At 66.9% G+C, this 21,506-nt stretch carries 19 protein-coding genes; 10 read left to right on the top strand and 9 right to left on the bottom strand.

Going from position 1 to position 21,506, the window contains the following annotated elements; genetic code table 11:
* The first annotated feature begins 462 nt into the window (after positions 1–462).
* The 3 genes from GIW57_RS12830 (at position 463) to GIW57_RS12820 (ending at position 4,078) form a co-directional block, all read left to right on the top strand.
* On the top strand, positions 463–1,941 hold the full coding sequence (locus GIW57_RS12830; protein WP_236511315.1) for a DNA-3-methyladenine glycosylase 2: 1,479 nt from the start codon (positions 463–465) through the stop codon (positions 1,939–1,941).
* Positions 1,938–2,429, top strand: coding sequence for a methylated-DNA--[protein]-cysteine S-methyltransferase (locus GIW57_RS12825; RefSeq protein ID WP_236511312.1), 492 nt, complete (start codon positions 1,938–1,940; stop codon positions 2,427–2,429). The genes GIW57_RS12830 and GIW57_RS12825 overlap by 4 nt, the downstream gene beginning before the upstream one ends.
* 389 nt (positions 2,430–2,818) lie before the next feature.
* Positions 2,819–4,078, top strand: a complete 1,260-nt coding sequence (locus GIW57_RS12820; protein ID WP_236511309.1) for an ectonucleotide pyrophosphatase/phosphodiesterase — start codon at positions 2,819–2,821, stop codon at positions 4,076–4,078.
* A 131-nt stretch (positions 4,079–4,209) separates the two neighbouring features.
* Here the strand turns inward: GIW57_RS12820 and GIW57_RS12815 are convergent, their stop codons facing one another.
* On the bottom strand, positions 4,210–4,392 hold the full coding sequence (locus tag GIW57_RS12815) for a 30S ribosomal protein THX (protein ID WP_025879339.1): 183 nt from the start codon (positions 4,390–4,392) through the stop codon (positions 4,210–4,212).
* Between the two features lie 110 nt (positions 4,393–4,502).
* On the bottom strand, positions 4,503–4,916 hold the full coding sequence (locus GIW57_RS12810; RefSeq protein WP_025879338.1) for a MerC domain-containing protein: 414 nt from the start codon (positions 4,914–4,916) through the stop codon (positions 4,503–4,505).
* A gap of 133 nt (positions 4,917–5,049) precedes the next feature.
* Between GIW57_RS12810 and GIW57_RS12805 the strand changes: the two genes are divergently transcribed.
* The 5 genes from GIW57_RS12805 to GIW57_RS12785 all read left to right on the top strand — a co-directional run bounded on the left by GIW57_RS12805 (position 5,050) and on the right by GIW57_RS12785 (position 11,899).
* Complete coding sequence (locus tag GIW57_RS12805; protein WP_236511306.1) at positions 5,050–7,248, top strand: TonB-dependent receptor; 2,199 nt, start codon at positions 5,050–5,052, stop codon at positions 7,246–7,248.
* A gap of 242 nt (positions 7,249–7,490) precedes the next feature.
* Positions 7,491–8,057 (top strand): TetR/AcrR family transcriptional regulator, encoded by a 567-nt coding sequence (locus tag GIW57_RS12800; protein ID WP_025879336.1) that lies wholly within the window; start codon positions 7,491–7,493, stop codon positions 8,055–8,057.
* Positions 8,057–9,730, top strand: coding sequence for an MFS transporter (locus GIW57_RS12795; protein WP_236511303.1), 1,674 nt, complete (start codon positions 8,057–8,059; stop codon positions 9,728–9,730). Before GIW57_RS12800 ends, GIW57_RS12795 begins: the two co-directional genes overlap by 1 nt.
* Positions 9,731–9,740: 10 nt before the next feature.
* Positions 9,741–10,904 (top strand): HlyD family secretion protein, encoded by a 1,164-nt coding sequence (locus GIW57_RS12790; protein WP_236511300.1) that lies wholly within the window; start codon positions 9,741–9,743, stop codon positions 10,902–10,904.
* 323 nt (positions 10,905–11,227) lie between these two features.
* A complete protein-coding gene (locus GIW57_RS12785; protein ID WP_236511297.1) occupies positions 11,228–11,899 on the top strand; it encodes a hypothetical protein in 672 nt (223 codons plus the stop codon).
* Positions 11,900–11,932: 33 nt separating this feature from the next.
* On the opposite strand, the gene GIW57_RS12780 is transcribed toward GIW57_RS12785, so the two are convergent.
* The 7 genes from GIW57_RS12780 to creB form a co-directional block, all read right to left on the bottom strand.
* Positions 11,933–12,418, bottom strand: coding sequence for a Fur family transcriptional regulator (locus GIW57_RS12780; protein ID WP_025879333.1), 486 nt, complete (start codon positions 12,416–12,418; stop codon positions 11,933–11,935).
* Between the two features lie 34 nt (positions 12,419–12,452).
* Positions 12,453–13,856 carry a glutamate--tRNA ligase gene (gltX, locus tag GIW57_RS12775; protein ID WP_089239745.1) on the bottom strand — a complete coding sequence of 468 codons (1,404 nt, stop codon included), beginning with the start codon at positions 13,854–13,856 and terminating at the stop codon, positions 12,453–12,455.
* A gap of 154 nt (positions 13,857–14,010) precedes the next feature.
* Positions 14,011–15,609, bottom strand: coding sequence for a M28 family metallopeptidase (locus GIW57_RS12770; RefSeq protein ID WP_236511295.1), 1,599 nt, complete (start codon positions 15,607–15,609; stop codon positions 14,011–14,013).
* 205 nt (positions 15,610–15,814) lie between these two features.
* On the bottom strand, positions 15,815–16,225 hold the full coding sequence (locus tag GIW57_RS12765; protein WP_191077513.1) for a hypothetical protein: 411 nt from the start codon (positions 16,223–16,225) through the stop codon (positions 15,815–15,817).
* A gap of 10 nt (positions 16,226–16,235) precedes the next feature.
* Entirely contained in the window at positions 16,236–17,549 is a 1,314-nt protein-coding gene (gene creD, locus GIW57_RS12760) for a cell envelope integrity protein CreD (RefSeq protein ID WP_100464150.1), read from the bottom strand.
* Between the two features lie 81 nt (positions 17,550–17,630).
* On the bottom strand, positions 17,631–19,091 hold the full coding sequence (creC, locus tag GIW57_RS12755) for a two-component system sensor histidine kinase CreC (RefSeq protein ID WP_236511292.1): 1,461 nt from the start codon (positions 19,089–19,091) through the stop codon (positions 17,631–17,633).
* 3 nt (positions 19,092–19,094) lie between these two features.
* On the bottom strand, positions 19,095–19,820 hold the full coding sequence (creB, locus tag GIW57_RS12750; RefSeq protein WP_165376650.1) for a two-component system response regulator CreB: 726 nt from the start codon (positions 19,818–19,820) through the stop codon (positions 19,095–19,097).
* A gap of 35 nt (positions 19,821–19,855) precedes the next feature.
* Here creB and rlmJ point away from each other — a divergent pair, with 35 nt between their 5' ends.
* A complete protein-coding gene (rlmJ, locus tag GIW57_RS12745; protein ID WP_236511289.1) occupies positions 19,856–20,713 on the top strand; it encodes a 23S rRNA (adenine(2030)-N(6))-methyltransferase RlmJ in 858 nt (285 codons plus the stop codon).
* A 95-nt stretch (positions 20,714–20,808) separates the two neighbouring features.
* Complete coding sequence (locus GIW57_RS12740; protein ID WP_025879325.1) at positions 20,809–21,354, top strand: GNAT family N-acetyltransferase; 546 nt, start codon at positions 20,809–20,811, stop codon at positions 21,352–21,354.
* The last annotated feature ends 152 nt before the right edge of the window (positions 21,355–21,506 follow it).

The raw sequence follows: 21,506 nt of genomic DNA, 5'->3' as shown, positions 1-21,506 counted from the left end.
ACCGGATTTCGGACAGGTAAGAACCACAGTCTACCTGCCCATGGCGCGCATTCAGCGCGCGCCACTGAACCGCTTCTGACCCTCACGCACCGTCATTTCCCATTCCAGTGTCTTCCACCTTCCCATCCACGCATGGCGTGGATCCATGTGTCGACCAAGGTCGACACCCACCAAGAGCAGGCCATGCCATTTCGACAGTTCGCGTAAATCTGTCGAAGGCGGGGTGGGTCCGGTTGCAGGGGCGTGAGCGCCATGGATGGCGCGACCGAGCTTACAGGGACGTACTTGCAGCGTCCCCTGCAACCGGACCCACCCCGCCATCCCACGGATAGCCCGCTGTTGCTGTTGAGGTTGCCGTTGCCGTTGCCCCCGCGGGTGCCGGGCGCAGCCCGGCCGACCTCCCCCAGCATCCATGTCCGAATATGGCGAGTACTGCCCCCCGGACGCGCCTAGACTGGCGCCATGGATACCGCACTCGCCCTCGACACAGCCGCCTGCGACCGCGCCCGCCTGGCCCGTGATGCGCGCTTCGACGGCGTGTTCTTCACCGCCGTGCGCAGCACCGGCATCTACTGCCGGCCGGTGTGCCCGGCGCCGCCACCGAAGCCGCGCAACATCACCTATTACCCCACGGCTGCTGCCGCCGCTTCGGCCGGCTATCGTCCCTGCCTACGCTGCCGCCCCGAACTGGCCCCGCTGGCACAACAGGCGCTGGCCGGGCAGACCGTGCAACGCGCCCTTGCGCTGATCCATGCGGGCTTCCTGCAGGACCAGCCGGTGGCCGACCTGGCCGGGAAGATCGGCCTCAGCGCGCGCCAGCTGCAACGCCTGTTTGTCGAACGGCTGGGGGCAACGCCAGGGCAGATCCACGCGACCCATCGCCTGCTGCTGGCCAAGCAGCTGCTGACCGAAACCACGCTGCCGGTGACCGACGTGGCGCTGGCCGCCGGTTACAACAGCCTGCGCCGCTTCAATACGGCCTTCCTGCAGGGCTGCGGCATGGCGCCTACCGTGCTGCGCCGCCAGCACCATCCACTGGCCGCCGACGATGGCGGGCTGGTATTGCGCCTGGGCTATCGACCGCCGCTGGATTTCCCGCGGATGCTGTCGTTCCTGCGCAAGCGCAGCCTGCCCGGCATCGAGCTGATCGGTGAAGACAGTTACCAGCGCGTACTGGGCACGGCCGAGCGCCCCACCCTGCTGCGGGTCACCGCCGATCCGAAGCGGCCCGAGCTGCGCCTGCAGCTGGGCGCGGTCGACCCGCGCCTGATTCCGGACATCGTGCGCCGCGTGCGGCGCGTGTTCGACCTGGACGCCGACCTGCAGCAGGTGCACGCAGCACTGGGCGACGAACCATTGCTGGCACGAGGCATCGACGAGCGCCCCGGCCTGCGCGTACCGGGCGGCTGGGACGGCTTCGAGGTGGGCGTACGCGCGGTGCTGGGCCAGCAGGTCAGCGTGGCGGCGGCAACCACGTTCGCGCGCAGGCTGGTCGATGCCTACGGTGCGCACCTGCCCGGCATGCCGTCTGAATTCGACCGTCAATTTCCAGCGCCGGACGTGCTTGCCGAAGCACCATTGGAATCGATCGGTCTGCCGCGCAGCCGCGCCGCCACCGTGCGCGCCCTCGCCGCGGCCTGCGCCAGCGGCCAGCTCGACTTCGGGCCGGGCCAGGCACTGGAGGGTTTCGTCGCCCGCTGCGTGGCACTGCCCGGCATCGGCCCGTGGACGGCGCAGTACATTGCCCTGCGCGGGCTCGGCCAGCCTGATGCCTTCCCGGCCGGTGATCTGGTGCTGCAGCAGGTGCTGGGCCACGCACAGGGCCAGCGCCTCAGCGAACGCGCCACCGAAGCGCGTTCGCAATCGTGGCGCCCATGGCGCGCCTATGCCGTGCTGCATCTGTGGCACCTGTCCGGCACTTTCGTTGGAGAACCCTCATGAACCTGTTGTTCGATCGCTTCGACACACCGATCGGTGAACTGACCATCGCCGGGGATGAGAATGGCCTGGCCCACGTTCTGTTCCCGGAAAACCGCCATCCTGCGCGCGGCCGCGAGCACTGGCATTACGCGCCCGGCGCATTGCCGGAGGCGCGCGAACAGTTGCTGCAGTACCTGCATGGTGAGCGCAGTGATTTCGACCTGGTGCTGGCACCGCATGGCACGCCATTCCAGCTGCGCGTCTGGCATGCGCTGGCGTTGATTCCCTTCGGCCAGACCTGGAGCTACCTGCAGCTGGCGCAAGAGCTGGGCCAGCCGACGGCGACCCGTGCGGTCGGCGCGGCCAATGGCCGCAATCCGTTGCCGATCGTGCTGCCCTGCCATCGCGTGATCGGCAGCAACGGTACGTTGACGGGCTTCGGTGGCGGGCTTGAAACCAAGGCGGCGTTGCTGCGGCTGGAGCAGCGGCAGGCGCCGTTGTTTGCATGAGGGTTGGAGGCAGGGCTGCGCCCTGCACCCGCCGAGGCCTGAGCAACAGCAACCGCCGAAGCAACAGCCGGCTCTGGATTGCCTGAGGGTTGGTGGGATGGATCGGGTATGCAGGACACGCCGTAAACCCGTCCGTGGGGGCTCGATGGCGCCATCCATGGCGCCAACGGTCCTGCATACCCGATCCATCCCACCCCTGACAGGTTCCCGGTGACGGTAGATCCACGCCATGCGTGGATGGAAGCATCTGTAATCTGTCTGGAGAAGAGCCCCCTCTTGTTAAAGGGCGCGCGCCAAGGGCGCGGGGATAAGGTGAAATGCGCGGACACGTGGAGCCCAAGGGCGCCACGTGTCTTTGGTACGTCATCGCTGCGGATTATCATGGACGGATGACATCCGTACGCCTGACCTGCACGCTGGCGCTGCTGCTGCCCCTGGCCGCCTGCACCACTACGCCTTCGCCTTCGACAATCGCCGCGGCAAGCGGCACGAATGCGACCCCGGCCACGCCGCCGAAGCTGCTGCTGATCTCCATCGACGGCCTGCGCGCCGATGCGCTGGATCGGGGCCTCACCCCGAACCTGCAGCGGATCATCGACGGTGGCGTGCGTGCGCGCTGGATGACGCCCTCCTATCCGTCACTCACCTTCCCCAATCACTACACGCTGGTCACCGGCCTGCGCCCGGACCACCACGGCATCATCAACAACAGCATGGACGACGCTGCGTTGGGGCGCTTCGCGCTGCACGACCGCACCGCGGTGACCAACAGCGGATGGTGGGGCGGCGAACCGATCTGGGTGGGGGCCGAGAAAGTCGGCGTGCGCACCGCCACCACGTCATGGCCAGGCAGCGAAGCCGAGATCCAGGGCACGCGCCCCAGCCAGTGGCGCATCTACAACGCCAAGGAGCCCCTGCAACAGCGTGCGCAGACCGTGCTCGACTGGCTGTCGCAGACCGATGCCGATGCCCCACGCCTGACCACGCTGTACATGGAGCACGTGGATAAGGCCGGCCACAACTTTGGGCCGGACTCCAGGCAGTACACCGATGCCATCGTGCAAGCCGACCGGATCATCGGCCAGGTGCTTGATGGCCTGCAGCAGCACGGCCTGACCGAAACCACCAACGTGATCGTGGTCTCCGACCATGGCATGGCGTCGGTGCCGGAGGGCCAGGTGATCGCCCTCGAATCGATGGTTGATCCCAGCATCGCGCGCAACGTCAGCCCGGGCCAGTCGGTCGGCTTCGCGCCGGTGGCGGGACGTGAGGCAGAGGCCGAGCGCGCGCTGCTCGGCCGTCATGCTCACTACGAATGCTGGAAGAAGGAAAACCTGCCGGCGCGCTGGCACTACGGCAGCCATCCGCGCGTGCCGGCAATCGTCTGCCAGATGGATGAGGGCTGGGACGCGCTGACACGCGAGAAGATCGCCAAGCGCGAGCATGCCGATCGCGGCTCGCATGGCTACGACAACGCGTTGCCGTCGATGCGCGCGGTGTTCGTGGCCCGTGGCCCTTCATTCCGGCAAGGCCTGGTGATCGACGGTTTCGACAACGTCGACCTCTATCCGCTGCTGGCGCACCTGCTGCAGGTGCCGGAAGCGCCGAACGATGGCAAGCCGGAAACGCTGAAGCAGACCCTGCGTTGAATACGTTGTAGAGCCGAGCCCATGCTCGGCTGCATTGCGCCAGCCGGGCATGGGCTCGGCTCTACAAAAACGTGCAAAAAAAAAACGCGGCGCCGAGCGCCGCGTTTTCTTTGGACCGGTCGGTCGGCGGATCAGCCGGCCTTGGCCACTGCCTTCTTGGCCACAGCCTTCTTCGCCGGAGCCTTGGCCACGGTCTTCTTGGCAACCGGGGCGGCGGCGCCTACAGCGACCTTGCTCGCGGTGTGCGAACGGGCGTTGCCGTAGCTGGCGTTGTAGCGCTTGCCCTTGGCGGTCTTGCGGTCACCCTTACCCATGTCATCAACTCCTCAAGTATGAAATCTGGTTACCCCGTTCTGACACGGGTTTGGCGGGACCGTCTTGCTGGACGCCCCCGCGCACGATCGGAAATCCTAGCACGCCGGGCCTAGTGCGCGCAGCTTGCGTCGTGCACGTGCCCATGATTCAGGCGCAGATTGACCAGATGCGCGATGCCGACCAGCAGCCCGCCCAGGGTCATCACCACCGCATGCGGCACCGCGTTGTGGTGCAGCGGGTCGTACAGCACACCGGCCCACAAAGCGACCAGGCCGGGAATCAGGAACGCCAGCGCACGCAGCGCGCCGTGCCGCCGATAGCCCCAGACCAGGCTGAACAAGCCCAGCAGGGTCACGAATACCACCAGCGCTTTTTCCACGCCATCACTGAGCCAGAAAGACAGGCCCAGCGAGGGCGCCGCTGCCAGCAGCAGCGGAATCACCGCGCAATGCACCGCGCACAGCATCGAACCGGTGGCGCCGAAGCGATCGAGCAGGTGGCGCAGGCGTGAGGGCAAAGGCATGACTTCCAGCAGGGCGGCGAATCGTTATGGAATAATATAACATCGTTTCCCGACCCGCACGGTTCCGCTCCCCCTGTCCCGCCGACGGGATTCGTGCGCCACCCTATTGATACAATGTAACAAAGGACCGCCCATGCCCTCCCACCACCCTCGTTTCAAGCCGCATTCCCTGGCCCTGGCGCTCGCTGCGCTGCTGCCGTCCGTCGCCTTTGCGGCCTCCGACGATGATTCGCATCGTGACCGCCACCTGACCGAGCTGTCCTCGGTGCAGGTCACGGCGTCGCCGCTGCAGGGTGATGCCGAATCGCTGGCACGTCCGGTTGAAGTGCTGGCCGGTGAGCGCCTGGACGAGCAGAAAGCCGGCACCCTCGGCGACACCGTGGCCAAGCTGCCCGGCGTGCAGAGCACCTTCTTCGGTCCCGGCGTCGGCCGCCCGATCATCCGCGGCCAGGAAGGGCCGCGCGTGGCCGTGCTGTCCAACGGCATGGGCAACATGGACGCCTCCACCGTCAGCGCCGACCACGCCACCAGCATCGAGCCGTTCCTCGCCGACCAGATCGAAGTGCTGAAGGGCCCTGCGACCCTGCTGTTCGGCAGCGGCGCGATCGGCGGCGCGGTGAACGTGGTCGATGGCCGCATCGCGCGCGAACTGCCGGACCGTCCGCTCAGCGGCCGCGCCGAACTGCGCGGCAACTCGGTCAACGACGAGCGCAGCGGCATGTTCCGCCTTGACGGCGTGAGCGGCAATGTCGTGCTGCACGTGGATGGTCTGGTGCGCAATGGCGACGATTTCCGCATTCCCGGCTACGCGGCGATCGACGGCCTGGAAGATCACCACGATGACCACGACCACGCGGGCGAGGAAGGCGAAGAGCCGCGTCGCGGCCGCCTGGACAACAGCTCCATCCGCACCCGCGCCGGCGGCGTCGGCGCCACCTGGCTGGGTGAAGGCGGCTACTTCGGCGTCTCGGCCAGCACCTACCGCACCAACTACGGCATTCCCAACGGCGCCCATGTGCATGCCGACGGCGATGACCACGACCATGGTCACGACCACGACCATGGCGAGGAGGAGGAAGGTGAAGAGCATGACGTGCGCATCGACATGGTGCAGAACCGCTTCGAGACCAAGGCTGGTATCTACAACCCGGTGTCGTTCCTGAAGAACATCAACGCGCGCGTGGCATACACCGACTACGAACACGTGGAGCTGGAAGCCGGCACGCCGTCCACCCGCTTCACCAACCGCGGCATCGAAGGCCGCCTGGAAGCGGTACAGCAGCAGATCGGCGGCTGGGACGGCGCCTTCGGCCTGCAGGTCGGCAACAGCGATTTCGGCGCAAAGGGTGAAGAAGCCTTCGTGCCGGATACCGGCACCAAGAACATCGGCGTGTTCGTCCTCCAGGAAAAGCAGTTCGGCCCGTTCAAGCTGGAACTGGGCGGTCGCCACGATCAGGTCAAGCTGGACCCGACCGGCGACTACCAGCGCCGCAAATTCGATGCGACCAACCTGTCGGCCGCCGGCATCTGGAAGCTCAACGATGCAGTCGACCTGCGCATCGGCGTGGACAGCTCCGAGCGCGCGCCGACCAATGAAGAGCTGTACGCCGCTGGCGCACACATCGCCACCCGTTCGCTGGAAATCGGTGATGCCAACCTGAAGACCGAGCGCGGTCAGCGCATCGAACTGGGCATCCATACCCACAGCGAGCGCCTCGATTTCTCCGCCGCGATCTATCAGACCAAGTTCAAGGACTTCATCTACCTGGCTGACACCGGCGTGACCGAGAGCCTGCCGGTGCGTGCCTGGACCCAGCAGGACGCGGTATTCAAGGGCGCCGAGGCCGAAGCGCTGGTGCACCTGTTCGAAGGCGCTGCCGGCGATTGGGATCTGCGCGTGTTCGGCGATTACGTGCAGGCCAAGCTGGACGGCAGTGGCAGCCGCACCCTCGACATCGCCGTGCCGCACGGTGACCACAACCACAACTACAGCGTGGAACTGGCCAACACCGGTTACCTGCCGCGCATCGCACCGGCCCGTGTAGGCGCCGACCTGCGCTGGGCGAAGGATGGCTGGCGTGCCTCGGTGGGCGCGGTGCGTTACAGCCGGCAGAAGGACGTGGCGCAGAACGAGGTGCCGAGCAACGGCTACACCCTGGTCGATGCGCACCTGGCCTACCGCTGGGACCGCAGCGACAGCAACAGCTACGAGCTGTTCCTGGACGGCAGCAACCTGACCAACCGCGAAGTGCGTCCGCACACCTCGCTGCTGAAGGATTACTCGCCGCTGCCGGGCCGTGGTGTCGCCTTCGGGATCCGCGCGTTCTTCTGATGGGGCATCCACGCATGGCGTGGATCTACTGATAAGCGCATCCACGCATGGCGTGGATCTACCGACTTTGATGGCTACGTGCTGTCGTTCTCTCCCGGGGGGCCAGGTTGGCCCCCCGTTTTTTTGGTCATCCCAGTTACCCCTCACGCGGGCGTCACAAAGATGTGCGTACGACAACAAGCGGACAATCCCGTCGCCATTCGTCTCTCGCCATCCGGACATGTTTGTCCGAAAATGAAGCCATGACCACCCAACGTGCCGATGCTGCTGCCCGCCGAGCCCTCATCCTCGATGCCGCCGACCATGTGTTCGGCCAACATGGCGTGACCGCGCCGCTGGACCTGGTGGTCGAGCGTGCCGAAGTCGGCCGCGCCACCCTGTACCGCAACTTCCCCGACCGTACGGCGCTGATCCAGGCGCTGCTGCAGCGCACGGTCGACCGCATCCGCCGCCAGGTCGAGCAGCTTGGCGACCGCGACGATGCCCTGTTCGAGGTGTTCGAAGGCATGGCCCAGCGCATCGTCGATTCGCCTGCGCTGGCCGACTACTGGCGCGCGGTGGATTCGGATGTTCCGGCCATGCGCACCGCACGCGAGACCGTGCGCGACCTGCTGGAAGCGCCCATCGCCCGCGCCAAGGCCGCTGGCCTGTGCCGGCCCGACCTGGAGAAGACGGATATTTCACTGATCTCGGGCATGCTGGGTGCGGCCCTGCGCGGCAAGACCCGCGATGAGCGCGCCCAGTTGGCTGGGCGTGCCCTGCAGCTGCTGCGCGGGGGACTCCAGGGAGCAGCCAGCGGGGAACGCTGATGGTGCAGCCGTACCTCAAGCCGGTGCCGGATTGGGAGGAGCACGAGAAGCCGACCATGCCCGGTTCGGCGTCGATGCCGTGGCACCCGCCCTATCGGCGTGCAGCCTATGCACTGGTCTCGCTGCTGGTGGCCATCACCGGCGGCCTTGGCAACGCGCTGGTAACGGCCAACCTGCCTTTCCTGCAGGGGCAACTGTCACTCACGCCCACCCAGGGCAGCTGGCTGGTCGCCGCCTACGCCATGGTCAACGTGACCGCCAACCTGCTGGCCTTCAAGTTCCGCCAGCAGTACGGCATCCGCCTGTTCGCCGAGATCGGCCTGGGGCTGTATGCGGCGCTGGCGGTGCTGCACCTGTTCGTCGGCAGCTTCGAGACCACCATGCTGACCCGCGCCGCCAGCGGTTTCGCCGGCGCGGCATGTTCGACGCTGGGTACGCTGTACATGCTGCAGGCACTGCCGCGCCGTTTCACCGGCAACCTGCTGGTGGTCGGCGTTGGCCTGTCGCAGTTGGCGGTGCCGATTGCCTGGATCGTCTCGCCGGGCCTGGTCGATACCGGTCAATGGCACCAGCTGTATTCGTTCGAAGCAGGGCTGGCACTGTGCGCGTTTGCCGCCGTGGTGGTGCTGAAGCTGCCGCCCGGCATCCAGGTCAAGGCCTTCGAACCGCTGGACTTCCTCACCTTCGCCCTGCTCGCGCCCGCCGTCGCCCTGCTGGTGATCGTGCTCGCGCAGGGCTACACGCGCTGGTGGTTGAACACGCCGTGGCTGGGCTGGGCGCTGATCGCTTCCATCGCGCTGACCACCACCGCCCTGATCATCGAACACTACCGGCGCAATCCGCTGCTGCAGATCCGTTGGCTGTCGACGCTGCCGGTGATGCACTTCATCGTCGGCGCCTTCCTGATCCGCTTCCTGACCACCGAACAGTCCTACGGCGTGGTCAACCTGATGCGCACCCTGGGCATGGGGCCGGACCAGATGCGGCCGCTGTTCGTGGTGATCCTCGCCGGCGTGGTCACCGGCATCGCCGGCGCGGCGATCACCTTCGGCCCGAAGCGGCTGATCGCGCAGCTGCTGATGGCGATCCTGCTGCTGGGCGCGGCCGCGTTCTTCGACCAGCACCGCACCAGCCTGGATCGACCACACGACTTCTACGTCAGCCAGTTCCTGGCCTCGGTGGGCGCCGGCATGTTCATGGGCCCGCTGATCATGCTCGGCATTTCGGCCGCGCTGAAACAAGGCGTGGACCACATGATCACCTTCCTGGTGACCTTGTCGATCACCCAGACGCTGGGCGGACTGGCCGGCTCGGCCGTGCTGGGAACGTTCCAGCTGCATCGCGAGCAGCTGTATTCCAGCGCCTTGACCAGCCAGCTCGATCCCGCCGACCCGGTGGTGGCGCAGCGCCTGCGCCTCCAGCAGCAGCTGTACGCAGCGCAGATCACCGACCCGGTGCTGCGCAGCGCACAGGGCAGTGCGCAGCTGGCACAGACCACCCGCCGCGAAGCCAACGTGCGTGGCTTCAATGATGTGTTCACCCTGAGCGGCTGGCTGGCAATCGGCTTCCTGTGCTGGTTGCTGCTGCTGTCGCTGCGTACTGCCGTGCGCAAACAATGGCGCAAGCGCCATCCTTCCTCCTCCGCTGCGGCTGCGACCGCGGCACCGCGCTGAGTCCATCGCCATGCCTCCCGTCCCGCCCCGTCCAGACGACACCGACGCCGCCGAGAACGTCACCCCGCCACCGCCCACCGATGCAGCACCTGCGGCGACGCCAGCCGCGCCGGCCGCCGCACCGAAGTATCTGAAACCGAGTTCGCGCAGCGTGGTGGTGATGGTGGTGGTGGCGTTGCTGGGCATCGCGCTGATCCTGCGCGCCTGGCATCTGTGGCCGTTCACCAGCAGCGTGATGGTGACCGACAACGCCTATGTGCGCGGGCAGATCACGGTGATGGCGCCGCAGGTCAACGGTTACGTGACCGAGGTGCTGGTGAAGGATTTCCAGCACGTGAAGCAGGGCGAGCCGCTGCTGCGCATCGACGACCGTATCTATGCGCAGCGGGTGGCGCAGGCCCAGGCGACGCTGGACAGCGCGCGCGCGGCGCTGGCCAATTCGGACCAGTCACAGGCGCAGAACCGCGCGCAGATCGCTTCGGCGCAGGCCACGCTGTCGGCGGGACAGGCTGAGCTGCAGCGCTCCCGCAATGAGGCCAAGCGCTACGAGGAGCTGGCGGCGCAGCAGCTGGTATCGATCAACGACCGCGACAAATTCCGCACCAGCCAAGCCTCTGCACAGGCCAGCGTGCAGCAGTCGCAGGCGCAGATCCGCATCGCCGAGGAGACCCTGGTCTCGACCCAGGTCTCGCGCAAGAGCCTGGAGGCGCAGGTGGAAAGTGCGCAGGCACAGCTGGAACTGGCGCGCATCGACCTGGCCAACACGGTGATCCATGCGCCGCGCGATGGGCAGATCAGCGAGGCCAGCGTACGCGTGGGCCAGTACGTGGCGGCCGGTTCGCAGCTGCTGTTCCTGGTGCCCGACGCGCTGTGGGTGGTGGCCAATTACAAGGAAGGCCAGACCTGGAAGATGGCGATCGGGCAGCCGGCGTCGTTCTCGGTGGATGCGTTCCAGGGCCAGGTGCTGCGTGGCCGCGTGGAAGAGATCGCGCCGGCCACGGGCTCGGAGTTCAGCGTGCTGCGCCCGGACAATGCCAGCGGCAATTTCACCAAGGTGGTGCAGCGGTTGCCGGTGCGGATCTCGATCAACGGGGAACAGAAACTGGCGACGCGGTTGCGGCCGGGCATGTCGGTGATCGTGCGGGTGGATACTGCGACGAAGCCGATGGATTAGGCGCTGGCCTGCTTGACTGCGCGGCTTCGTCGAAGACAGCGAACGGCGGAGCCCCTCGTGGCTGATCGTTGCGGTTGGATTGGTGGGATTGGCCGGGTGGGTGAGGCAGGCGGGACACGCCGTGAACCCATCCCTGGGGGCTCGTAGGCGCCATCCATGGCGCCTGCGGTCCCGCCTACCCCACCCACCCGGCCACAGACAGGTTCCGTGCGCGTCAGCCACGTGAATCAAAGGATGAAAATCAAAAGCGAAAGCGCGCGGCTCCGCTTTTTTGTAGTGTTGAGCCATGCTCGACTGCTTTGCTGCAGGAACAGACGACAACGATGAAGTTCAACGCACTGGCCCGTATGGCGGCCAAAGGTCCTGCGCCGCTGGAGCATGGTGGTGCGGTCGAGGTGGAAGACCTGATCGGCTTCGTGCTTGAGCATGGCGTCGAAGGTGCGGCCGAGATTGAACGTCTGTGCGCGCTGCATGGCTGGCGCGAGGAGTTCCAGTACAACGGCGATGGCACGCATTTCGCGCCGATGGCGCCGTGGGCAAAGGCCTGCGCTGCGGTCGGGTACGGCGGCGTGGCCGCGATGCAGCCACTGCTGGACGACCCGCGCATGGCGACCTATGCGATCGGGGTGCTGGAAGAGGTGCGCAGCGAGGCTTCGGTTACGGCCCTGCTGGCGTACTGCGGACAGGCCGATTTCAGCCAGGACGATCCCACGTCAGCGCCGTGGCAGGCGTTGGGCGCGCTGAACGTGCTGCTGTCGTTCGACAAGGGTGTGACGGTGTCTACGGATATCCAACAGACGTTGCTGCAGCGGGTGCAGCGCGCGTGGGGCCAAGCGCCGACACCGCAACGGCAGTGCCTGGCACTGTATGCCGTGCGCGGCGCACACGTGGCCGAAGCGTTGGACTGGGTGCAGTCGCTGGTGCTGGAGGATGCCGAGTTGATCGCCGCACGCAAGGCAGTGCTGAAGCACCTCAAGGGCCGGACACAGGGTTGAAGATGCCGGCCAGCGGCCGGCACTACCGTTCCGTCAGCCGGCGCAGCGGGCGCAGAGCCCGTGCACTTCCAGCGTCTGTGCCTGCGGCTGGAACCCCAGTTCCTTCGCGCGCTTCTCCAGTTGGGTCACGATCTCGCGGTCTTCCAGTTCCACCGCGCTGTGGCAGCTGTTGCAGATCAGGAACGGCACCGAATGGGCCGCACTGCTGGGGTGGTGGCAGGCCACGAAGGCATTGACCGATTCCAGCTTGTGCACGAAGCCATTGGCCATCAGGAAGTCGAGGGCGCGGTACACGGTGGGCGGGGCGTCGGCGCCCACACCCTTGCCGTTGCGCACCCACTCCAGCAGCTCGTAGGCCTTGACCGGCTTGCCGGCCTCGGCGATCAGCTTGAGCACGTTGGCGCGGATCGGGGTCAGGCGCAGCCCGCGCTCACGCGAGACACGCTCGACCACCGCCACGAAATCCGAAGCGTCGTGGACATGGTGGTGCGGGGCCGTACAGGCGGTTTTGGCGGACATGCGCGTTCTCCAGTTCGGGCGTGGGCCGGTGGGCTCAGGCCGTTGCTACCTTGGTGATGGCCACATCGATGCGTTTCAAGGCCTGCTCGCGGCCGGCCAGGTACACGGTATGGGAAATGTCAGGACTGACCTGGGTGCCGGTGATGGCCACGCGCAGCGGCTGGGCGACCTTGCCCATGCCCATTTCCAGCGCCGCAGCTGCATCGTGCAGGGCCACGCCAACAGCCTCGGCAGTCCACTCCGGCAGGGCTGCCAGCAGCTCGCGGGCCTTGCCCAGCGGCAGTTCCGCACCGGCCTTGAAGTGCTTGGCCACGGCCGCTTCATCGTACTCGTTCAGCGGCTGGTACCAGACCACGGCCTTCTCGGCCATTTCCTTCAGGGTCTGCACGCGCTCGCGCAGGGCGATCACCACGTCCACCGGCGCCGGGCCAGCGGCCACGTCCAGGCCCAGCTTCTGCAGCTGGTAGACCAGGTGCGGCTCGATCGCGGCCGGTTCCTCGGTCTTCAGGAAGTGCTGGTTGACCCAGCCCAGCTTGGCCATGTCCAGGCGCGAGGCCTTGGAATTGCAGTCCTTCACGTCGAACAGGCCGATCAGTTCCTGGCGGCTGAACAGTTCCTGGTCGCCGTGCGACCAGCCCAGCCGGGCCAGGTAGCTCAGCAGCGCGTCGGGCAGGTAACCGGCATCCTTGTACTGCATCACGTCGGCCGCGCCGGTGCGCTTGGACAGCTTGGCGCCCTGTTCGTCCAGGATCATCGGCATGTGGCCGAACTTCGGCACCGGCGCGCCGATGCCTTCGTACAGGTTGATCTGGCGCGGGGTGTTGTTGATGTGGTCGTCGCCCCGGATGACTTCGGAGATCTTCATGTCCCAGTCGTCCACCACCACTGCGAAGTTGTAGGTGGGATAGCCGTCCGGACGGAAGATGACCATGTCATCCAGCTCGCTGTTGGCGATCTCGATGCGGCCCTTGATCAGGTCATCGAACACCACCGTGCCTTCAAGCGGGTTCTTGAAGCGGATGACGCGGTTCGGGTCGTCCCGGTACGGCAGCCCCTGCTCGCGCGCGGCGCCGTTGTAGCGCGGCTTTTCCTGCTTGGCCATCGCGGCCTCGCGCATGGCATCCAGCTCTTCGCGGGTTTCATAGGCGTAGTACGCCTTGCCGTCGGCGATCAGCTGCTCGGCCACTTCCTTGTACCGGGCGACGCGCTCGGTCTGGTAGAACGGACCTTCGTCGTAGTCCAGGCCCAGCCACTCCATCGCCTCCAGGATGGCGTCGATCGCGCCCTGGGTGCTGCGTTCACGGTCGGTGTCCTCGATGCGCAGCACGAACTCGCCGCCACGATGGCGGGCCTCCAGCCAGCAGTACAGCGCGGTGCGGGCGCCACCGATATGCAGGTAGCCGGTGGGACTGGGGGCGAAGCGGGTGCGGCAGGTCATGGAGGGCTCGAGGAACGGGTATCCCCCGATTTTACCAGCCCTCCGCCCCCTGCGGAAAAAGGGGACGGAGGGGATTAAGTCGCTATTCCCCCGCTTCTGCGGGGATGCGCGGGCAATGGAGGGGAAATACGACCTGATCCCCTCCGTCCCCTTTTCAGGGTTGCGGCTCGGGCTTGCGCGGGAAGGGCTGCTCGCGCATGGCGGCGTGGTAGGCGAAGGAGGCGACGATGGCGGCAGCCTGCTTCAGGTCTTCCGGTTCCGCGTGGTCCCAGGTGTCCAGGTGGCTGTGGTGGACGTTGCTGAAATAGTCCAGCTTGTCCTGGATGAACTGGAAGCCCGGCAGGCCGATGCGGTCGAAGCTGATGTGGTCGGTGCTGCCGGTGTTGCGGGTGGCCACGGTGGTCGCGCCCACGTCATGGAACGGGGCCAGCCAGGCTTCGAAGATCGGCATGGCCGCCAGGTTTTCCTGTGCGTAGATGCCACGGAAGCGACCCGAGCCGTTGTCCATGTTGAAGTAGACCTGGAACTTGCCGTAGTCACGGGTCTTCTGCAGCGCACCGGTCGGTTCGCGCAGCGAGGCAGGCAGCGCCTTCTGCGCCGGGTCGGTCGGCTCGGGGAATCGACCGAAGTGCTTGGCCACGTATGCCTGCGAACCGATCAGCCCCTGCTCCTCGCCACTCCACAGCGCAACCCGGATGGTGCGCTTGGGCTTGGCGCCGCTGGCCTTGAGGATGCGCATGGCCTCCATCATCACCGCCACGCCGGCAGCGTTGTCGGCTGCACCGGTGCCGCTGTGCCAGGAATCCAGGTGCGCACCGATCATCACCACTTCATCGGGCCTGCTGCTGCCACGGATCTCGGCCAGCGTGTTGTAGCCGGGCTGGTCCGCTTCATCGGTGAAGCGAGCGGCCACATCCACGCGCAGGCGCACGCTCTGCTTGGCTTCCAACGCGCGCACCAGCGGATTGAAGTGCTCGGCGATCATCGCCAGTTCGGGAATGCCGACCGACTCGCCAGCTTTGCGCGAGCCACCACCGGCCACGCGGATGATGCCGTTGTCCCAGCTGCTGATGCTGATCGAGGCCAGCGCGCCTTCTTCGACGAAGAACGCGTTGACCTTCGCCGCCAGCGCCTGCTTCTCCTGGAATTCCTTGACCCGCTTGGCACGGTCGGCGGCCACGTCCTTGTCCTTGGGCAGGGTGAACTCCTGCAGACCTTCCAGCGAGGTGGCGTCGTGCCGGTGCGAATCGGCGTCGGTGCCACGCTTGTATTCGCGTGCTTCGCCCAGCAGCAGGATCTTGCCGCGCAGCTTGCCCCGATATTTCTCGATGTCCTCAGGCTTCTTGATGTCCACCTGCAGCAGTTCGCCCTCGACCGGGCCCCTGGTGCCCGGCGTCCACGCCTTGGGCAGGGCATGCAGCGGCTGCACGCGATCGCCCAGCATCTCTACGCTGGCCGAGGTGAACTCCCAGCCGCGGCCGAATTCGTCGAAGGCTTCGTCATGCACATTGTCCAGCTTCCATTCGCTGAACTTGCCGCGGGTCCAGGCGTTGGCGCGGCCCATCGCCGGCGAATTGGTCAGGCGCGGCCCGATGCGCTCGGTGAGGTAGCTGAAGGTGTCCATCACCTGCGATTTGTGGAACGCCTGCTGCCGGATCTTGCCGACCATGTCCAGGTCCACCGGCTCGCGCTGCTGCGCCACCGCATTGCCACCCATCGCCAGCGCTACTGCCAGCACGCCCCACTTCAGCACATCACACCCCTGCCCTTCGGCTCGATCATCAACCGGTCGAGTCTAGCCAGACAGGGCGCCTGGCCCCCGTCCCATCGGTCATGGGCATCTGGTAGATCCACGCCATGCGTGGATGGGGGTTCCCACCGAACAGCGGCGCGGACCAAGGTCCGCACCCACCAGAGGCCCAGTAGATCCACGCCATGCGTGGATGGGCCTTCCACTGTCACCCCTTCCACCCCAGCCACAGCTGCGCGCGCTCCGGCAACAGCAGCAACCAGTGCCGCTGGTCGATGCTGCTGCAGCCGAACACGGTGGCGTGTTCCGGCCACTCCGCGGGCAGCCCGTCGATGCCGATCTCCGACAATGCCGCCGCCCCGGCCTTCCATGGCCGGTAACGGGGCACCTTGCCGGCGAGCGCGCCGCGTCCGTGCCGCGCCTCCCGCAACCAGTCCAGCCCACGCCGCTGCAGTCCCTCGCAGGTGATGGCGGCCAGCTGGAAGCGGACCAGGCCGGGCGCGATCCGTGCCCCCGGCAACGCCGCCAAAACGCCATGCGCCTGCAGCAGCGCATCCACTTCCAGCAGAGCGGGAATGCCCTGTCGTGCCCGTTGCTGCAATCCTTGGCGCCAACCCATGGCGTGCTCCTTACTTCTGCTCGGCCAGGGCGTACCAGTCGACCCGACGGGTCACCCACATCGCCAGCGCGAGGATGACGAACAGCAGCAGCGAGCCCATCAGCAGCGCATTGTTCTCCGACACCAGCAGCCCATACAGCGCGCCGTACAGCACGGTGAGCATCGCGGCGAAGCCCAGGCCGCGCTTCCAGTGCCCCAGCACGTTGGCCAGGTACACCGCCTGCAGGCTGATACAGGCCAGCGCCGAGACCAGGTAGGCCTGCCAGAAGGCGATGTGCTCGGACAGGCTGATCAGCAGCAGGAAGAAGATCGCCAGCGCCAGGCCGACCATCAGGTACTGCAGCGGGTGGATGCGCAGCGACTTGATCAGCTCGAACAGGATGAAACCAACGAACGTCAGCACCACGAACAGCACGCCGTACTTGGAAGCGCGATCGGCCTGGGTATAGGCATCGACCGGGTCGACCAGAGAAACCTGCACCGCCTGCGCGTCCAGGTCATCGCCCTCGCGCAGTCGCTGCTGTGCGTCCGATGCCAGCGAGGACACGGCCCAGCGTGCATCGAAGCCCTGCGCATCCACACGCCGCTCGTTCGGCAGGAACGCACCGGCAAACGACGGGTGCGGCCAGCTGGAGCGCAGGGCGATCTGGTTGTCATCGCCCACCGGCACCACCGACAGGGAGCGGCTGCCATCGAGCTGCAGTTCCAGTTCCACGCTGCTGGCCGCCAGGGTGCCTCCGCTGCGCGAGATGCCGGCGATCGGTGCATGCAGCCCACGGCCCAGTGCGGATGCGCCGGCCACGCCCGGCAGCAGCTTGACCTGCTGTCCATCAACGCGCAGGTTCGGCGTACCGACCAGACCGCGCGCATCGGACACGCCCAGCGCGATGTAGGCCTCGCCATAGGTCGTGCCATCGTGCTCCGGGTAGTCATCCTCGCTGAAGGTCGCCTTGAGCTGGCCATTCCAGCTGTACACCGGCACCTTGAACAGGCCGACCGAACGCTGGCTTGGCAGCAGCTCGCCGCTGATCTGCAGGGTGGCCGGCGGCTGCAACCAGTAGCCCTCGGTGGTCTGCAGCTCGGTCTTCTTGTTGCCCCGCGCATCGACCACTTCCACCAGCTCGCGCTTGGACCACGGCACCACGCGCACCGGCCCGACCACGCGCTGGGTACCGGCCCGGCTTTCGGCCACCCGCGAATAGGCCTCTTCGCGATAGGCGCTGCGCTCGCTGATGACGTTGCGGATCAGGTACAGCGGGACCAGCAACAACAGGATCAGGCCGCCGACAATGGCGAACCGCAGCAGCATCTTCAGGGATTTCATCGTCCGTCCTCGTTGGAGAGGACTGCAGGATGGATTGCTGCGGTGAGCAGGGTTTGTGGCGAATTTGAAGCGAGTGTGAAGTCAGCGCCGCGGACGCTGCCCCGGTATCGCCAGCGGCAGCCACAGGCTGGCCACGGTGCCGCCTGCTTCTCGCGGCTGCAGGCTGACGCGGCCGTCATGCAGGCGCGCGACTTCCTGCACGAAGGGCAGGCCGAGGCCGGAGCTGCGGCGGCCGGTGCCGGGTCGGGCCAGCGAATAGAAGCGTTCGAACACGCGCTCGCGTGCGTAATCAGGAATGCCCGCGCCACGGTCGGCAACCTGCAGGCGTACGCCCTGCCCGTCCCGTTGTGCATCCAACTGCACCTGTGCCCCGGGCGGCGAGAACGCAACGGCGTTGTCGATCAGGTTGTGCAGCGCTTGTCGCAGCAGATAGCCATCGCCCTGCACGCGCAGATCAGGCGCCTGACCGATAAGCAGCTCGACACCTGCGGCCTGCGCGCGTACCTGCGCCGCCGCTGCGGCTTCCTGCAGGAGCACGGGCAAGGCGATCGGATCACGGGTCTGCAACCAGCCGTGCTGCTCGACCTCGGCCAGCGCCAACAGCTTGTCGATGGTTTCGGTCAGCCGCTCCTGCTGGTCGACGATGCTGCGTGCGAAATGCGCGCGGTCGGCGTCGGCCATCGGCTCCTGCAGCAGTTCGGCCGCACCGCGGATCGCCGCCAATGGGCTTTTCATCTCGTGGGTCAGCGATTGCACGTACTGCTCGACGTACGCCTTGCCTTCCAGCTTGCGCCGCATCGTCTCCAGTGCCTGGCCAAGCTCGCCGATCTCATCGTTGCGGCGCTTCGGCGGTGGCACCGGTTCGCCGGCGCTGACCGCCCGCGCGTAGCGGCTGAGCTGGCCCAGGCCGTTGGTCAGCCACATCGTCACCAGCACGCCCACCAGCGCCGACAGGCCGATCAGCCACGCACCGCGCTCGATGATGGCGCGCTGGCTGGCGGCAATGAACGGATCGATGCTGCGGTTGGGCTGGGCCAGACTGAGCACGCCGATCAGGGTGCTGCCATCGGCCGGGTCGTACACCGGCGCGGCCACGTGCATCACCGTGTTGCTGTCATCGCCCGGCGTTTCCGGGCTGGAGCGCGCGCCGTACTCGCCGCGCAGGGTGCGATAGACATCGTTCCAGCGCGAATTGTCGCGGCCCACATCGCGGCCCAGCGAATCGTAGATCACGATGCCTTTGGCGTCGGTGATCGTCACCCGGTAGTCCAGTGCACGCTTGGGGAAGCGCCAGACCATCGCCTTCAGGTCGCGCTGCCGGGCCTTGGCCAGGTTGCGGGTGAAACTGCCATTGCGGATGGTGCCTGCCTTGACGTCGGCGGCGGCCATCTCGGCCAGCACGTTGGCTGCATCCACCAGGGTCGATTCCATTGCCTGGCGCACACCCGGCTTCACTTCGTTGACGAACACGCGCATCACGAAGAACGCGGCGATGCCCACGATCAGGAAGAAGCCCAGGAACAGTTTCAGGACCAGACGCACGCGTCAGACCTCCAGGGCGTAGCCGAGGCCGCGATGGGTGCGGATCGGTTCACCGCTGGCACCGGCCGCACGCAGCTTGGCGCGCAACGTCTTGACGTGGGTGTCGACGGTGCGGTCAGCGCTGTCGGCGGCGCTGTCCCAGCCACGGTCCATCAACTGGGCACGGCTGAGGATCGCGCCGGGGCGCTGCAGCAGCGCTTCCAGCAACGCATATTCATAGCGGGTCAGGTCCAGCGCGTGGCCCTGGAAGCGGATGCGGCGGCCATCGCGATCAATGGCGAAGGCGCCGTGCTCCTGCCAACCGGTCTCGGCGCCCGGGGCGGCCGGAGCGGGCGTGGCGCGCCGCAGGCGGGCGCGCACCCGCGCCACCAGCTCGCGCGGCGAGAACGGCTTGGCCATGTAGTCGTCGGCCCCCAGTTCCAGGCCCAGCACGCGGTCGAGTTCGTCGTTGCGCGCGGTCAGGAAGATCACCGGCACCTGCGCCACCGGCCCCGGCAGGGCCCGCAGCCGGCGGCAGACCTCGAAACCACTGAGGTCCGGCAGGCCCACATCCAGCACCACCAGGTCGATATCGCCGGCCTGCAGCTGCTGCAGGGCCAGCCCGCCCAGCAGGCAATGGCTGGCCGCATAGCCTTCGCTACGCAGCGCATAGAGCACGGTTTCGGCGATGGCCGCTTCGTCTTCGACCACCAGGACATGGGTAACAGGCGCTGTCATGGCGCGCAGCATAGCCGCTGCGGCCCTTGCCCCGTACACTGCCGCCCATGAACTATCGCCACGCCTTCCACGCCGGCAACCACGCCGATGTCCTCAAGCACATCGTGCAGCTGGCCCTGATCGACAGCTTCAAGCGCAAGGACAGCCCGTTCTTTGTGCTCGACACCCACGGCGGTGCCGGCCGCTATCTGCTGGCCAGCGAAGAAAGCCGCAAGACCCTTGAGGTCGAATCCGGGGTCATGCGGCTGATGGCCCAGCCCAAGCTGCCGGAGGTGGTCGAGCGCTACCTGAAGGCAGTGCAGGCCGACAATCCGGTCGGTGCGATGATCGCCTACCCCGGCTCGCCGCTGCTCAGCGCGCAGGCCATGCGCCCGCAGGACCGCATGGCGGTGTGCGAGCTGCAGGAGGACGAAGCCGCGTCGCTGAAGACCCTGTTCGCCCATGACAGCCGCGTTGGCGTGCACCCCGGTGACGGCTACGCACTGCTGCGTTCGCTGCTGCCGCCCAAGGCCAACGGCGCCAAGATCGGCCGCGGCCTGGTCCTGATCGACCCGCCCTACGAGGCCCAGGACGCCGAGTACCAGGCCATCCTGGCCGCGCTGGCCGAGACTCTGGCGCGCTGGCCGCAGGCCACCTGTGCGGTCTGGTTCCCGATCAAGCAGCGTCGCACCATCCTGCATTTCCTGCGCAAGGCCGCCGCACTGCCGGTGAAGTCGGCCGTGACCATCGAGTTCCTGGTGCGCCCCGACGACTCGCCGCTGCGCCTCAACGGCAGTGGCATGCTGGTGCTCAATGCGCCCTGGCAGTTCGACCGCGTGGTCGGCCCGGCCCTGCCGGCCCTGCGCCAGCATCTGGGCGAACCCGGTGCCAGCACCCGCCTGGACTGGCTGAAGACGGCCGAATAAGGGCCTTCACGAGGCTGTACGACCGTGAGCCTTTCGTTCACGGAATGCAGCCCCGGTGATGACACAATCGATGGACCACCAAGGAATCACCCGGTATGGCCACTCGCAACCGCATGCCGCCCTGGCATGAGATCTTCAAGGCTCCCAGCGGCCACGAGCTGCTGATCCGCCCCATCCGCCCGGAAGATGGCGCGCCGCTGCAGGCCGCCTTCAGCCTGTTCGGGCCGGAAGAAATCCGCGACCGCTTCCTGCAGTCGGTGACCGAGCTGTCGCCGGAAACCACCCAGCGCCTGACCCACCCCAATCCGAAGACCGAGATCACCCTGGTCGCCGCCGAGTCGCTGCCGGCCGGTGAGGCCGTCGTCGGCGCGGTGGCCCGTGCCTCGATCATCCCTGGTACCCGTGAAGCCGAGTACGCGATCCTGATCAGCCGGTTCCTGATCGGCCAGGGCCTGGGCCGCCAGCTGATGCGCAAGCTGGTGAAATGGGGCCGCGGCAAGTACCTTGACCGCCTGTACGGCGATGTCGCCGCCGAGAACGAGCCGATGAAGCAGCTGGCCGCCTCGCTGGGCTTCAAGCCGGTACCCCATCCGAACGGGGCCGAAGGCCTGGTGCGGATGGTGCTGGAACTGGACAACTGAGGGTAACGCCGGGCCCTGCCCGGCGATGTTGATCCGACCGCTGCGCTCGCCGGGCATGGCCCGGCGCTACCCCGGTCACGTAACGATCATGGGCCCGGCGGGGGCTTCTGCTAAAATCCGCGGTTCATGTCGCGTACTCCCTACCCCGCCCC

The sequence above is a fragment of the Stenotrophomonas sp. PA-6-5C genome (genome assembly GCF_021605635.1).
Lineage (GTDB): Bacteria > Pseudomonadota > Gammaproteobacteria > Xanthomonadales > Xanthomonadaceae > Stenotrophomonas > Stenotrophomonas lactitubi.
The sequence above is the reverse complement of the archived record's forward strand: the minus strand, read 5'-3'. Positions and strand labels throughout refer to the sequence as shown.

Excerpts from the sequence above, each read along its gene's own strand:
- GIW57_RS12830 (WP_236511315.1), top strand. The coding sequence starts at position 463 with ATGGATACCGCACTCGCCCTCGACACAGCCGCCTGCGACCGCGCCCGC.
- GIW57_RS12825 (WP_236511312.1), top strand. The coding sequence starts at position 1,938 with ATGAACCTGTTGTTCGATCGCTTCGACACACCGATCGGTGAACTGACC.
- GIW57_RS12820 (WP_236511309.1), top strand. The coding sequence starts at position 2,819 with ATGACATCCGTACGCCTGACCTGCACGCTGGCGCTGCTGCTGCCCCTG.
- GIW57_RS12815 (WP_025879339.1), bottom strand. The coding sequence starts at position 4,392 with ATGGGTAAGGGTGACCGCAAGACCGCCAAGGGCAAGCGCTACAACGCC.
- GIW57_RS12810 (WP_025879338.1), bottom strand. The coding sequence starts at position 4,916 with ATGCCTTTGCCCTCACGCCTGCGCCACCTGCTCGATCGCTTCGGCGCC.
- GIW57_RS12805 (WP_236511306.1), top strand. The coding sequence starts at position 5,050 with ATGCCCTCCCACCACCCTCGTTTCAAGCCGCATTCCCTGGCCCTGGCG.
- GIW57_RS12800 (WP_025879336.1), top strand. The coding sequence starts at position 7,491 with ATGACCACCCAACGTGCCGATGCTGCTGCCCGCCGAGCCCTCATCCTC.
- GIW57_RS12795 (WP_236511303.1), top strand. The coding sequence starts at position 8,057 with ATGGTGCAGCCGTACCTCAAGCCGGTGCCGGATTGGGAGGAGCACGAG.
- GIW57_RS12790 (WP_236511300.1), top strand. The coding sequence starts at position 9,741 with ATGCCTCCCGTCCCGCCCCGTCCAGACGACACCGACGCCGCCGAGAAC.
- GIW57_RS12785 (WP_236511297.1), top strand. The coding sequence starts at position 11,228 with ATGAAGTTCAACGCACTGGCCCGTATGGCGGCCAAAGGTCCTGCGCCG.
- GIW57_RS12780 (WP_025879333.1), bottom strand. The coding sequence starts at position 12,418 with ATGTCCGCCAAAACCGCCTGTACGGCCCCGCACCACCATGTCCACGAC.
- gltX (WP_089239745.1), bottom strand. The coding sequence starts at position 13,856 with ATGACCTGCCGCACCCGCTTCGCCCCCAGTCCCACCGGCTACCTGCAT.
- GIW57_RS12765 (WP_191077513.1), bottom strand. The coding sequence starts at position 16,225 with ATGGGTTGGCGCCAAGGATTGCAGCAACGGGCACGACAGGGCATTCCC.
- creD (WP_100464150.1), bottom strand. The coding sequence starts at position 17,549 with ATGAAATCCCTGAAGATGCTGCTGCGGTTCGCCATTGTCGGCGGCCTG.
- creB (WP_165376650.1), bottom strand. The coding sequence starts at position 19,820 with ATGCTGCGCGCCATGACAGCGCCTGTTACCCATGTCCTGGTGGTCGAA.
- rlmJ (WP_236511289.1), top strand. The coding sequence starts at position 19,856 with ATGAACTATCGCCACGCCTTCCACGCCGGCAACCACGCCGATGTCCTC.
- GIW57_RS12740 (WP_025879325.1), top strand. The coding sequence starts at position 20,809 with ATGGCCACTCGCAACCGCATGCCGCCCTGGCATGAGATCTTCAAGGCT.